Consider the following 12903-nt stretch of genomic DNA (forward strand, 5'->3'; position numbering starts at 1 on the left):
ACGGCGTTCCAGGGGCACGGCGCTCTAGGGACAACGTTCCAGGGGCTGGGCTTCAAAACAGTGTGGGCTGTGCTGCGATTGCGTGCCCGGTGGTTGCGTTGCTGGCGTTTGCGTGCCAGGCGGTGTCCGGGATGCTTCCGGCCGGGTACTGGGCTTCCTCCTGCCGGGCGTCGTCATGGTCGCTGCCGCCGTCAAGATCCCTGTGGCTGAATCCCTGCGAGCCGGAAAAGCCGTGCAGGTCCTTGAAGTAGCGGATGCGGCCGGCCAGCCATGCCCGGTATTCCTTGGACGCATAGGAGCCGCTGCCGTAGAGGCGCCGGTACTTGCCGGCCAGTTGCGGATGTTCGCGGGCGATCCACTGCATGAACCATTCGCGGGTGCCCGGCTTCAGGTACAGCGCACCGGCCGTGACTCCCGTGGCGCCGGCCGCGGCCAGGGCACCGAAGAGGGAGTCGAGGGCGTCGTCGCTGTCGGAGAGCCACGGCAGGATGGGCATGGCCATGACGCCGCAGGGCAGGCCGGCCTCCCGCAGCCGGGAGATCAGCTTCAGCCGGGCCCGTGGCCCCGGTGTGCCCGGTTCCACGGCTTCGGACAGCTGTTCGTTGGTCATGGCGAGCGAGATGCCCACCCCTACGGGCACCTGGGCCGCGGCATGTTTCAGGAGCGGGATGTCCCGGGCCAGGAGCGTGCCCTTGGTCAGGATGGACAGGGGAGTGCCGGAATCGGCGAGGGCACCGATGATGCCGGGCATGAGCTGATAGCGGCCCTCGGCGCGCTGGTACGGGTCGGTGTTGGTGCCCAGGGCCACGTGTTCGTGTCGCCAGGAGGGCTTGGCCAGTTCCTTGCGCAGGACCTCGGCGGCGTTGATCTTGACCACCACCTGGCTGTCAAAGTCCAGGCCGGCGTCGAAGTCCAGATACGTGTGGCTCTTGCGGGCAAAGCAGTAGACGCAGGCGTGGCTGCAGCCGCGGTAGGGGTTGATGGTCCAGTCGAACGGCATCCGCGAACCGGCGACCACCTTGTTGAGCACCGATTTGGCGGTGACCTCATGGAAGGTGATCCCGGCAAACTCCGGGGTGGACACGGACCGCACGAGTCCGGCCAACGGCAGCAGGGCAGCGGCGGCCGGCGAAGCGGCTGGGGCACCCGGGGAGGCGTCGCGTTCCAGTGCTTGTGCGTCCCATCTCATGACTCCATTCGAATATATGTTCGACTTAAAGTCAAGGATGCCGCCAGCGTCCGCGGGGCCGGCCGCGGGCGGACTGCTAGGCGGGGGCGATGATTCTCCTGACCGGATTTGAGCCGTTCGGCGGCGAAACGGCCAATCCGTCGTGGGCCGCGGCCCGCTCGGCGGCACGGCAGCTCCAGTCCGAAGGGCTCGACGTCCAGGCGGTGGAACTGCCCTGCGTCTTCGGCGCCTCGGCCAGGATACCCCGGCGCTGCCGGCGCAACAGATGGCGGCGGCGCTCGCCGTCGTCGTCCGAACCGCGCTTGCGACGACGGCGGACCTCCGGCTCGCTGCCGGCGCAACGCACTAGCGGGCAGACCACCAGGCGGCCGAGGGCCGCTCCTGCAGCTCACGGGTCCGCGGAGGCCGCATGCGCGCACTGGGCAGTCAGTCGGACTGTCAGTCGATCAGTTCCCAGACGACGCCGACCGTGGCGGTGACGCTCGACTCGCCGGCCTCGACGGCGAGCGAGTCCGCTGCCACCGCCCGCTGCATCTTCGCGACTGGGACCGGCGCCTGGAAGCCGGTGTGCTGGGTGAGGGAAAGAACCTTGCCCAGTCCGGTCCCGGAGAGGGCGGCGTAGTGCGCGGCCGTGGTGCGGGCATCCTGCCAGGCGGCCTCGCGGGCCCGGGCCTCGACGGCGGCGGAATCAGTGAAGCCGAGGCTCAGCCCGTTGAGCCGGACGGCGTCGCCACCGGCAGCAACGGCCGCGGCAAGGATCTGTGAGGACTCGGACAATCCGCGGATCCTGACGGTGAGGGTGCTCGAGGCCAGGTAGCCCGTGACGGTCTGGCCCCTCCCGTCCTGCCAGTTCACCTCGGCCCGCACGTTCAGCCCCGAGGTGGAGATGTCGGCGCTGTCCACCCCGTGTTGCCGGAGCTCCGCCGTGATGGCGGCCGACCGTGTGCCTGCGTCGCCGTAGGCCTCGGCCACGGTATCCCGGCGGCATTCAACTCCGATCGACAGCGTCAGGAGGTCCGGCACCGCCTCGGCGCTGCCGGTTCCGGTGACCGAGATGCTTCTGGGGGTCTCTGTCATGTCAGGCCTCATAACCTTCGGGGGCAGTCGCGCCCGTTCTCCGGTGCGTCCGCTGATGGGTCCGCTGATCGGTCCCCGAACCGCGGGGCCGGGGGTAGCCGCCTGCTTCCAGCCCGGCGTGGCGCTCGAAGACGTTGGCGCTGCCCGGGTTGCCCGTGCGTACGAGGGACCAGCCCGCGGCGATGAAGTACAGCGGCAGGAAGGGCAGTCCGAGGCACCAGGCGTACTGGGTGCTGTGGCGCTCCTCGTGCCCCAGGAGTGCTGGATTGGCGCCGGCGGATTCGGGGCCGGCGCGGAACAGGATGACGTTGCCCACCGTGAACGCCGCGGCAAACGGAAGCCGCCAGCGGTAGCGGCTCGCGATCAGCAGTCCGCGCGGACCGGACCTGATGGATGTCCGGGCGCAGGCTGCCAGCAGCAGGCCCAGGAGGGTGGACCCGTTCAGCACGTTGGCGACCTGCCGAAGCCGTTGTCCGGACGTCATGAGGCCATGGTAGCCGGGGGTGTGCCTGGTGGTCAGGAGCTGCGGGACGGCAGCTTCACGAACGCCTGGCCGTTGCCGTGCGGCTGACGGCCGTCTACTAGACTGGAGTGGGTGCCTGCCGGAGTGATTTCGGCCGGCCCTGATGCAGTGACCTGTGATTGATGCAGTGACCTGTGTTTGATGCAGTGACCTGTGTTTGATGCAGTAACTGTGACAATGAACTGTGACCATAAGCCTTGCCGGCAACCCGCGCCCGCGCCCTGTGCCCGTGCCGTGGGCTGTTGGCATGATCCGACTCGTAGCTAAGAACAGTAGATGACTGAAACTTTGCCGGGCGCCGCCGTCCCGAATCCTCTGGATGAAGCCGCCATTACCGCTGCCGTAGACCAGGCCGTTGCCGCCATCGCCGCCGCCACCACCCTCGATGAACTCAAGGCCGTGCGCCTCGCGCACACGGGCGAAAAGTCCGCGCTGAGCCTCGCCAACCGTGAGATCGGCGCGCTTCCCAAGGACCAGAAGGCCGCCGCCGGCAAGCTCATGGGCGCCTCCCGCGGCCGCGTCAACAAAGCGCTCGCGGACCGCACGGCCGAGCTCGAAGCCGAGAACGACGCGCGGATCCTGGTCGAAGAGACCGTGGACGTCACGGCGGCGCCGCGCCGGCGCCGGGCCGGTGCACGGCACCCCCTGTCCACGCTGCAGGACCGCGTGGCGGACATCTTTGTCGGCATGGGGTGGGAAATTGCCGAAGGGCCCGAGGTCGAGTCCGAATGGTTCAACTTCGATGCCCTGAACTTCAAGCCGGACCACCCCGCCCGGGACATGCAGGACACGTTCTTCGTTGAGCCGCCCGAGGCCCACCTGCTGATGCGCACGCACACTTCACCGGTGCAGGTCCGCTCGATGCTGGAACGCGAGCTGCCCATCTACGTGCTCTGCCCGGGCAAGGTCTTCCGCACCGACGAGCTCGACGCGACGCACACCCCGGTGTTCCACCAGTTCGAGGGCCTGGCCATCGACAAGAAGCTCAGCATGGCAGACCTTCGCGGCACCCTGGAGCACTTTGCGCGCCAGATGTTCGGCGCGGAAGCCCAGATCCGGTTGCGTCCCAACTATTTCCCGTTCACCGAGCCGTCCGCGGAGCTGGATATCTGGCACCCGGGCGCCAAGGGCGGACCCAGCTGGATCGAGTGGGGCGGCTGCGGCATGGTCAACCCCAACGTCCTGCGAGCCGCCGGCATCGACCCGGACGTTTATTCAGGTTTTGCCTTCGGCATGGGCATCGAACGCACCCTCATGTTCCGCAATGAGGTTGGCGACATGCGCGACATGATTGAAGGCGACGTACGTTTCAGCGAGCACTTCGGGATGGAGATCTAACAGTGCGTATCCCACTTTCCTGGCTGCGTGAATTCGCGCAGGTACCGGCCGGAGCATCGGCCGAAGACGTCATGGCCGAACTCGTCAAGGTCGGCTTTGAAGAAGAAGCAGTCCACCGCCCCACGGACACCCTCCGGGGGCCGATCGTGGTGGGTCAGGTCCTGAGCATCGTCAAGGAGCCCCAGACCAACGGCAAGACCATCAACTGGTGCCAGGTCCGGGTTGTTCCCGAGGGCCAGCCGCAGTCCCTCACGGGCGACGGCATTGACCCCTCCGGCGTGCAGGGCATCATCTGCGGCGCCCACAACTTCGTCGAGGGCGACAAAGTGGTGGTCACCCTTCCCGGTGCGGTGCTGCCGGGCGACTTCCACATTTCCGCGCGGAAGACCTACGGTCACCTGTCTGCCGGCATGATCGCCTCCGTGCGCGAACTGGGTATCGGCGAGGACCACGACGGCATTTTGGTGCTGTCGCGGATCGGACTGGATCCGGAAATCGGCACCGACGCCATGGAGCTGCTGGGCCTCTACGACCAGGCTGCCGAGATCAATGTGACGCCGGACCGCGGGTATGCGTTCTCCATCCGCGGCGTGGCCCGTGAATATGCGCACGCCACCGGCACCGTGTTCACGGACCCGGCGTCCAAGGTCAAAGTCCCCTCGGTCCTGTCCGGCGGCCACGGCGTCAAGCTCAACGACGACGCCCCCATCTATGGCAAGCCCGGCTGCGACCGCTTTGTGGCCCGCACCGTGCGCGGCGTGGATGCTACCCGGCCGACCCCGCCGTGGATGACCTCCCGTCTCCGGCTCGCCGGCATCCGGTCCATCTCCCTTCCGGTGGATATCTCCAACTACGTCATGCTTGAGCTCGGGCAGCCGAACCACTGCTATGACCTGGACAAGCTGGCCGGCGACATTGTGGTCCGGCGCGCCACGGCAGGGGAGAAGATCACCACCCTGGATGACAAGGAGCGCACGCTCGACGCCGAGGATCTGCTGATCACGGATGCCTCCGGGCCCATCGGCATTGCCGGCGTCATGGGCGGTGCCCACACGGAAGTGTCGGACTCCACCACGAACGTCCTGGTCGAGGCCGCACACTTCGACGAGGTCTCGATCGCACGCTCGCGCCGCCGCCACAAACTGCCCTCCGAGGCGTCTAAGCGCTTCGAACGCGGCGTGGACTGGCAGGTAGCGGACGTTGCCGCCCAGCGCGTGGTGGACCTGCTGGTCGAGTTCGCCGGAGGCACGGCGGATGAGGCCGGGACCGACGTCGGCACGGCACCTGACGCCGTCACGATCGAACTGCCGGCAGGGTACGCCGCGGCCCGGATCGGGATCGACTTCACCGTGGAACACATCGTGACCTCGCTGGAAGACCTCGGCGCCGTCGTCGAGCAAAACGGCAACGGCCACACGGTGACCGCCCCGAGCTGGCGCAGCGACCTCGAAACCAAGGACGACCTCACCGAGGAAATCGCCCGCCTGGTCGGCTACGACCAGATCCCGGCGACCCTGCCCGTGGCGCCGCCGGGCCGTGGCCTGACTCGCGTCCAGCAGCAGCGCCGCCGCCTGATCCAGGCCCTCGCCGACGCCGGACTCACCGAGGTATTGAGCTACCCGTTCGTTTCCAAGGCCGCCAATGACATCTTTGGCGTCCCGGCCGAAGGCGCGGAGCGCAAGGCCCTGAAGCTGGCCAACCCGATCAGCGAGGAGCACGGCTTCCTGCGGACCTCCGTCCTGCCGGGCCTGATCGAGGTGGCCAAGCGCAACCACTCCCGCGGCTTCCGCGACCTCGCGCTCTTCGAGGCCGGGCTCGTGTTCCTGCCCGGCGAGCAGCTTGGCACCGCCTCAATCCCGCCGCTCGGCGTGAAGCCCGGCGACGAGGTTCTGGATGGCCTGTACGACGGCGTCCCGGACCAGCCGCTGCACCTTGCCGCCGTCCTCACGGGGCACGACTCACCGGCCGCCCCGGGCCACGCCCCGCGGGCCTGGGACTGGGCGGACGCGGTGGACATCGCCCGGATCGTCGGTGACGTGCTCGGCGTCGAACTCCTGGTCAGCCAGGGCCGGCACCAGGCCTTCCACCCGGGCCGGGCAGCGCAGATTGCGCTGCGCACCGGCGAAGTGGTGGGCTACGCCGGCGAGCTGCACCCGAAACTGCTGGCGGCACAGGACATGCCGGCCCGTTCCGTGGCGCTGGAACTGGATGCCGACGCCCTCTTCGAGGCCGCCGCCGACGTGATCGTGGCCCGGCACATCTCGACGTACCCGGTGGCCACCCAGGACGTGGCCCTCGTGGTGCCGCAGGAGGTTCCGGCCGAAGAGGTGCTCACGGCGCTGCGTGAAGGTGCCGGCGAACTGCTTGAGGACGTGGCCCTGTTCGACGTCTACGCGGGCAAGGGCATCGAGGAAGGCAAGAAGTCGCTGGCGTTCAGCCTGCGGTTCCGCGCCGACGACCGCACCCTGACGGCGGACGAGGCGTCCGCGGCCCGCGAAGGCGCGGTCGCGGTGGCGCACGAACGCTTCGGAGCGGTGCAGCGCTGAGAACTGCACGAAGGACAGCGCTGACGAGCTGAAAGGGGCGGGTCATGGCATCACACCTGGTTGTGCGTGCCTGCCCGCCCTTTCGCGTACCCGGAGCCGCCGGCGACCCCGGAGTCGCGGCCGCCGCGCCGGAGCTGGAACGCGACGCCCGGTCCCTTCTGGACGGCGCCGAGCTCGACCGGGCCCGGGCCATGACGGCGCGGACCCGAGAGGACTTCCTGGGCGGGCGGCTCGCCCAGCGGCGCTTTGCCGCCGACCTGCTGGGCGTGCCAACGTCGGACCTCACCGCCTGGTACAGCTGCCCCCGGTGCGGCACCGGCGCGAACATCTCCCACGGCCGGCCGGGCTACCTGCTCCGGGGCCACGCCGCGCCGCTGCTGCTGAGCCTGTCCCGCGCATCCGGCTGGACGCTGCTGGCCGGGGTCGTGGCTCCGGAGCCGGGCCAGCGTCTGGGCATCGACGTCGAGGATCCGGCCCGGGCGGACTTCGTCGGGTTCGACGACGTGGTGCTGACCGTGGCGGAACAACGGCACCTCGCCGGGCTGCACGGCACTTCGCTGCTGCGGGGCCGCGCCAGGCTGTGGGCGCGCAAGGAGGCCTGGCTGAAGATGGTGGGCACGGGGCTGCAGACGGCTCCGGACAGCCTCGATGTGCTGGGCCCACACGTGGACGGCCATGCCGGGCTGCGGGATCTCCTGCCGGAAGAGTCAGGCCTGCCCGCGGAGCTCGTGGCGGCTGTCGCCGTCGTGGTCCTTCCGTAGCGGAAACGGTCCGGCCGCGGTCCCGGCTTGCGCCAACGGCCGGGCCGTCAGAGCGTCGGCGGGGCTGCCTGCGGGAGCGGCGGGAGCGCGTCGTCGAACAGCCAGGGGTGCAGCAGGGCCTCTGCGTCGAGGCCCGTCGTGTGGCCGGCCGCGACGATAAAGTCGGCCGTGGTCACGGTGCCGTGCCGGAACCGGTCCGTCCAGTCGTGCAGCAGGGCGAAGAACGCAAGGTCGCCGCAGCGCACCCGCAGCGCGTGCAGGGCCAGGGCTCCGCGCTTGTAGACCCGGTCGTCAAACATCAGCTCCGGGCCGGGATCGCCCACCATCAGGTCCTGCGGGGAAGCGGCCAGCCTGCGCCACGCAGCCCGGGCCCGGGCCGCCACCGACATGATGCCGGCCTCTTCGGACCAGAGCCATTCCGCGTAGCAGGCGAAGCCCTCGTGCAGCCAGATGTTCTTCCACGTCGCCGTCGTAAGCGAGTTCCCGAACCACTGGTGGGCGAGTTCGTGGGCGATCATCCGCTGCGACTCCCAGTCCTGCCGCAAATGATTCGGGCCCAGGATGGACAGCGTCTGCGCCTCCAGGGCGATCTCCAGCACGTCACCGGTCACCACTACGGTGTACTCCGGGAAGGGGTACGGCCCAAAGCAGTTGGTGAAGGTCCGCATCATCTCGGGCTGACGGGCCAGGGCGGCCCGGGCCGCGGCCGCCAGCGACGCCGGGACCGCCACATACTGCGGCACGTGGCCTGATGGCCGCTCGGCATTGAGCGTCAGGAGCTCGTAGCGGCCGATCTGGACCGTGGCGAGGTACGTGGCCATGGGTTCGGCCTGCTCGTACACCCAGGTCTCGCGGCTGGCCCTGCTGGTGCGCGAGAGCAGCACCCCGTTGCACACGGCCCGGTAGTTCGCGTCAGTCGTCACCGTGATGCGGTAGCTCGCTTTGTCCCGCGGATGGTCGTTGCACGGGAACCAGGAGGCGGCGCCGTTGGGCTGGCCGGCGACCAAAACTCCATCGGAGAGCTCTTCCCAGCCGACTTCGCCCCACAGGCCGCGGCGCGGTGCAGGGTAGCCCTCGTAGCGGATGTCCAGGGTGAACGCCTCGTTGGCGAGCAGCGGAATGTCGGGGTAGACGACGAGCTGCTCGGCCCGCTGGGTGAACCTGCGCACCCTGCGGCCGTCGAGTTGGATCTTGGTGGCCCGCAGTCCGGCCAGGTCCAGGACGATCGCCGACGTCGGGAGCTGGGTAACAGCATGCAGGACGGCGTGCCCGGCAAGGCGGTTGCTGCTGACCCGGTAGTCCAGGTCGAGTTCGTACCGGGTGACGCGGTAGGCATTGGTCCCGTGGCCGGGCATGTAGGGGTCCGGGGCGCCTGCCGCCGGACTGATGGCCTGGCTGATTTCCCTGCTGATTTCCCGGCTGATCTCTCCGCCGGCTGCGGCGCTGCTGCTTGCTGCACTGGTGCTCAATGGACGGACCTTCGGGTTTGTGGTGCTGGTGGACGTGCGCGGGCCGGGCCTACTGGGGCCTGACGGGCGGTGCCGGCCCGTCCCACGGCCTGACCGGGTTGCCCATCCAGTACGTGCCGGCGGGGACGGTTTCGCCCCGCATGACGAGGGACGCCGGCCCCACCGTGCCGCCGCTGCCGATCCTGGCCTGCGGCAGGATGACGCCGTGCGGCCCCATGGTGGCTCCGTCATCGAGCGTAACAGTGTCGATGCTCATGACCCGGTCATGGAACAGATGGGTCTGGACGACGCACCCGCGGTTGACGGTCGAGTTCCTGCCGAGGGTGACAAGGTCCGCCTCGGGCAGCCAGTAGCTTTCGCACCAGGTTCCCCCGCCGATCTTGGCGCCGAGTGCCCGCAACCACCAGACCAGCGCCGGTGTCCCGGTGGCGGCACGCGCGAACCACGGCGCGCTGACCATCTCGATGAACGTGTCCACCACCTCGTTCCGCCAAATGAAGGAGCTCCACAGCGGGTGCTCGCCGCTGCGGATCCGGCCCACCAGCAGCCACTTCGCCACCACTGCACTGCCTGCCGCCGTGGCCCCGGCTATCAGGACCACCACCCCGCCCAGGACGGCGGCGACCCCGTAGTTGAACATCGTCGCCAACCAGTCGAACGCGAGCATCACACCGACGGCGATCGCGACGGTCAGCATGACCGGGACGAAGCGGCACAGCTCCCACAGGGTGCGCGCGACCTTCAGCCTCCGGGGCGGCTGGTACGTCCGCGTGTCGTCGGAGGCGATAGCGGTGCGCCGCAGCCGCACGGGAGGGCTGCCGAGCCATGATGTCCCGGATTTGGCCTTCGCCGGCGTCGCCGAGAGGACCGCCACGAGGGAGTTCTTGGGCACGTTGCGCCCGGCCGCCGTCATGCCGGAGTTGCCCAGGAAGGACCGCTTGCCGATCTTGGCCGGTGCAATCCGCATCCAGCCGCCGTCGAGCTCGTAGGATGCCACCATGGTGTCATCAGCCAGGAAGGCGCCCTCGCCCACAGTGGTCATGCTCGGGATCAGCAGCACTGTCGAGGCTTCGACGTTGCGGCCCACCTTGGCGCCAAGAAGCCGTAGCCAGACCGGTGTGAAGAGGCTGGCGTAAACCGGGAACAGCAGATCCCGGGCGAGGTCCAGCACCCGCTCGGTCGCCCACACCTGCCAGCCAATCCGGCTCCGGACCCGGTAGTAGCCCTCGGCGAGGCCGATGCTCAGCAGCCTCGTGGTGGCCAGGATCAGCAGCAGATTGGTCACGAACCAGGCCAGCGCGGCCAGGGGGATGGAGAGCACAAGGCCGGGCAGGGCCGCGGACAATGAGGAGCTGCCCTGGATGAAGCCGAAGATTACGAAGGCCGCGGCGGCGGCGGAAACATAGGGGATGAGCGCCAGCACAGCGGATGCCGCGGCGAAGCCGGCGAACCACAGCCGGCCGATCAGCCGGTGCTCGGACGGGGAGTCCGGCCACGAGTGCTTGGCCTTGCCGCGGCGCTCGGCCGGGGACCCTGCCACCAGCTGCCCCGCCTTGACCTTGCCGATCACGGCGGAGCCCGGTTCCACCTGCGCTCCGGCGCCCACAGTGGCCCCCGGCATCAGCGTGCTGCGGGCGCCGACGCTGGCGCGGGGGCCAATCCGGATGGCGCCGATGTGGACACGGTCGCCGTCGATCCACCAGCCGGACAGATCGACTTCAGGCTCGATATTGGACCCGGTGCCCAGGGACAGCAGCCCGGTGACGGGCGGCAGCGAGTGCAGCTGGACGTTCTCGCCGATCTTCGCGCCGAGCGCCTTCGCGTAGTAGGGCACCCAGGGCGCGCTGGTCAGGCTGATGGCGCCGGCAAGATCCTGGATCTGTTCGGCGAGCCAGAGCCGCAGGTGCACGCGCCCGGACCGTGGATACGTCCCGGGCACCACATTGCGGAGCAGCAGGCGGGCCGCGGCGATGGAGATCAGCATCCGCCCCGCCGGGCTGACAAAGACCAGCCACGACGCGCCGACCCACCACCACGAAACGGTCGGTGCGGCGCTGAAGCCGGCGAACGCGGCCAGGAGATTGTTGGCGGCCATCAGGTAGGTCAGCCAGCGCATGCCGACGAGGATGTGCAAGGGAATGCCCAGGAGGGTCTGGAAGGCCTGGGACTTCCTGGCCGTGGGCCTGACCGCCCGCTCCTGGGCAGCGACAGCCCCGCCCTCCGGGAGCGACTGGCGGGCCTCGTCCACGAGGGCGCCCACCCGGGGTGTCGCGTAGATATCGGCCACCGTAATGGTCGGATAGCGGACGCGCAGGGCGGACACGAGCTGCGCGGCGGCCAGCGAGCCGCCGCCGTAGGCGAAGAAATCGGCGTCAAGGTTTGTCACCGGGCTTCCCAGCACGGCGCTCCACTGCTCCACGATCCACTGCGCATCCTCGGGCAGGTTCAGCGGGGCGCCTTCGGCCTCGGTGGCTCCGGTGCCGCTGAGCGGCCAGGGCAGGGCATGGCGGTCCACTTTGCCGCTGGTCTTGGTCGGCAGGGAATCGACGAGCGTCAGGAGCGGGATGAGGGGCGCCGGCAGGCTCTCGCCGAGCAGTTCGCGCGCCGCAGCCAGATCGATGTCCACACCGGAAACGGCGGCAAGGTAGCCCACCAGGATCTGGTTGCCGGCCGCGGTGGTCTGCACCGCCGCCGCGGCGCCGGCGACATCCGGCAGCGACTGCAGGGCGGCGTCGATCTCTCCGAGCTCAATCCGGCGGCCGCCGAGCTTGACCTGTTCATCGGCGCGGCCCTGGAAGATGAGGCCTTCCGCCTCGTACTTGACGAGGTCGCCTGAGCGGTAAGCGCGCGGCCAGCCCAGAGATGGCATGGGGGCGTACTTTTCCGCGTCCTTGACCGGGTCAAGGTACCGGGCCAGCCCGACGCCGCCGATGATCAGTTCGCCCACGGAGCCTTCGGCGACGGGCAGCGAATCGGAGTCGACGACGGCGAGGTCCCAGCCGTCCAGCGGCAGGCCGATCCGGACGGGACCGGGCCCGCCCAGCTGCGCGGCGCACGCGACCACGGTTGCCTCGGTGGGCCCGTACGTATTCCACACTTCCCGTCCCTCGACGGCGAGCCGCTCGGCAAGGTCCGGCGGGCACGCCTCCCCGCCGAAGATGAGCAGCCGGACGCTTTCCAGCGACTCCACCGGCCAGAGCGCGGCCAGCGTGGGCACTGTCGAGACCACCGTGATGCCGTGGCTGATCAGCCAGGGGCCCAGGTCCATCCCCGTCCGGACCAGCGCCCGGGGCGCCGGAACCAGGCAGGCGCCGTGGCGCCACGCGAGCCACATCTCCTCGCAGGAAGCATCGAAGGCAACGGACAAGCCCGCCAGCACCCGGTCCTGCGGGCCCACCGGATCATCCTGCAGGAAGATGCGGGCCTCGGCGTCCACAAACGCGGCGGCTGAGCGGTGCTGGACCGCAACCCCCTTGGGTGTGCCGGTGGAGCCGGAGGTGAAGATGACCCACGCGTCGTCATCGGGACCCGGCGGCCTCGCCCCGGGGAACGGCCGGGGGTGGTTGCTGTCCGTCACGATCTTCCCGCCGGCGCGAAGGATGGCGGCCACCCTGGCCTCGCCGAAGACCAGTTTGGCCCGCTCATCAGGATCGTCCGCGTCTACCGGGACATAAGCCGCGCCGACCAGCAGCACCGCCAGGATCGAGACGTACAGCTCGTTGGTGCCGGACGGAATCCGGATGCCGATCTTGTCGCCGGCACCCAGCCCGGCCAGGTGCAGTTTCCTCGCCGTGGCCCGGACTTCATCCATGAGCTGGGCATAACTGAGCGAGCGGTGACCGTCGTCGAGGGCGGATGCATCCGGGAAACGCGCGGCGGTATCGCGGAGGATGTCGATGAGCGTCCGCTCCGGCGGGGCGGCGAGTGCGCCCGCCAGTTGGGGCTCGTAGACGGTGGCACGGGTTTCGGGAAGACTCTGCACCGAACCGGTGTCAGGGGC

9 protein-coding genes are annotated in these 12903 nt (G+C 69.4%); 4 read left to right on the forward strand and 5 right to left on the reverse strand.

The window, feature by feature from the left end; all coding sequences use genetic code 11:
* Positions 1–52 precede the first annotated feature (52 nt).
* Entirely contained in the window at positions 53–1189 is a 1137-nt protein-coding gene (locus tag ACFVTM_RS15975) for an Rv2578c family radical SAM protein (RefSeq protein ID WP_390204546.1), read from the reverse strand.
* Between the two features lie 89 nt (positions 1190–1278).
* Here ACFVTM_RS15975 and ACFVTM_RS15980 point away from each other — a divergent pair, with 89 nt between their 5' ends.
* Positions 1279–1668 carry a hypothetical protein gene (locus ACFVTM_RS15980; RefSeq protein ID WP_390204548.1) on the forward strand — a complete coding sequence of 130 codons (390 nt, stop codon included), beginning with the start codon at positions 1279–1281 and terminating at the stop codon, positions 1666–1668.
* Here the strand turns inward: ACFVTM_RS15980 and ACFVTM_RS15985 are convergent.
* Positions 1628–2266, reverse strand: coding sequence for an SIMPL domain-containing protein (locus ACFVTM_RS15985; RefSeq protein ID WP_390204549.1), 639 nt, complete (start codon positions 2264–2266; stop codon positions 1628–1630). The genes ACFVTM_RS15980 and ACFVTM_RS15985 overlap by 41 nt on opposite strands.
* Position 2267: 1 nt before the next feature.
* Positions 2268–2750, reverse strand: coding sequence for a hypothetical protein (locus tag ACFVTM_RS15990; RefSeq protein ID WP_390204550.1), 483 nt, complete (start codon positions 2748–2750; stop codon positions 2268–2270).
* A 315-nt stretch (positions 2751–3065) separates the two neighbouring features.
* Here ACFVTM_RS15990 and pheS point away from each other — a divergent pair, with 315 nt between their 5' ends.
* From pheS to ACFVTM_RS16005, 3 genes are read left to right on the forward strand one after another with little or no spacing between them, the layout of a single operon-like run.
* On the forward strand, positions 3066–4127 hold the full coding sequence (gene pheS / locus ACFVTM_RS15995) for a phenylalanine--tRNA ligase subunit alpha (RefSeq protein ID WP_390204551.1): 1062 nt from the start codon (positions 3066–3068) through the stop codon (positions 4125–4127).
* A 2-nt stretch (positions 4128–4129) separates the two neighbouring features.
* Entirely contained in the window at positions 4130–6673 is a 2544-nt protein-coding gene (gene pheT / locus ACFVTM_RS16000) for a phenylalanine--tRNA ligase subunit beta (protein WP_390204553.1), read from the forward strand.
* A gap of 44 nt (positions 6674–6717) precedes the next feature.
* Entirely contained in the window at positions 6718–7434 is a 717-nt protein-coding gene (locus tag ACFVTM_RS16005) for a 4'-phosphopantetheinyl transferase family protein (protein ID WP_390204555.1), read from the forward strand.
* Positions 7435–7481: 47 nt separating this feature from the next.
* Here ACFVTM_RS16005 and ACFVTM_RS16010 read toward each other — a convergent pair whose 3' ends face one another.
* Positions 7482–8903, reverse strand: a complete 1422-nt coding sequence (locus ACFVTM_RS16010; protein ID WP_390204557.1) for a M1 family metallopeptidase — start codon at positions 8901–8903, stop codon at positions 7482–7484.
* A 49-nt stretch (positions 8904–8952) separates the two neighbouring features.
* The gene (locus ACFVTM_RS16015; protein WP_390204610.1) at positions 8953–12885 is read right to left on the reverse strand and encodes a Pls/PosA family non-ribosomal peptide synthetase; all 3933 of its coding nucleotides are present in this window, start codon (positions 12883–12885) and stop codon (positions 8953–8955) included.
* Positions 12886–12903: the final 18 nt, after the last annotated feature.

It is taken from the genome of Arthrobacter sp. NPDC058130 (assembly GCF_042884475.1).
GTDB lineage: Bacteria > Actinomycetota > Actinomycetes > Actinomycetales > Micrococcaceae > Arthrobacter.

Bases quoted from the DNA above. Each gene is read 5' to 3' on its own strand.
- ACFVTM_RS15975 (WP_390204546.1), bottom strand. From the start codon at position 1,189: ATGAGATGGGACGCACAAGCACTGGAACGCGACGCCTCCCCGGGTGCC.
- ACFVTM_RS15980 (WP_390204548.1), top strand. From the start codon at position 1,279: ATGATTCTCCTGACCGGATTTGAGCCGTTCGGCGGCGAAACGGCCAAT.
- ACFVTM_RS15985 (WP_390204549.1), bottom strand. From the start codon at position 2,266: ATGACAGAGACCCCCAGAAGCATCTCGGTCACCGGAACCGGCAGCGCC.
- ACFVTM_RS15990 (WP_390204550.1), bottom strand. From the start codon at position 2,750: ATGACGTCCGGACAACGGCTTCGGCAGGTCGCCAACGTGCTGAACGGG.
- pheS (WP_390204551.1), top strand. From the start codon at position 3,066: ATGACTGAAACTTTGCCGGGCGCCGCCGTCCCGAATCCTCTGGATGAA.
- ACFVTM_RS16005 (WP_390204555.1), top strand. From the start codon at position 6,718: ATGGCATCACACCTGGTTGTGCGTGCCTGCCCGCCCTTTCGCGTACCC.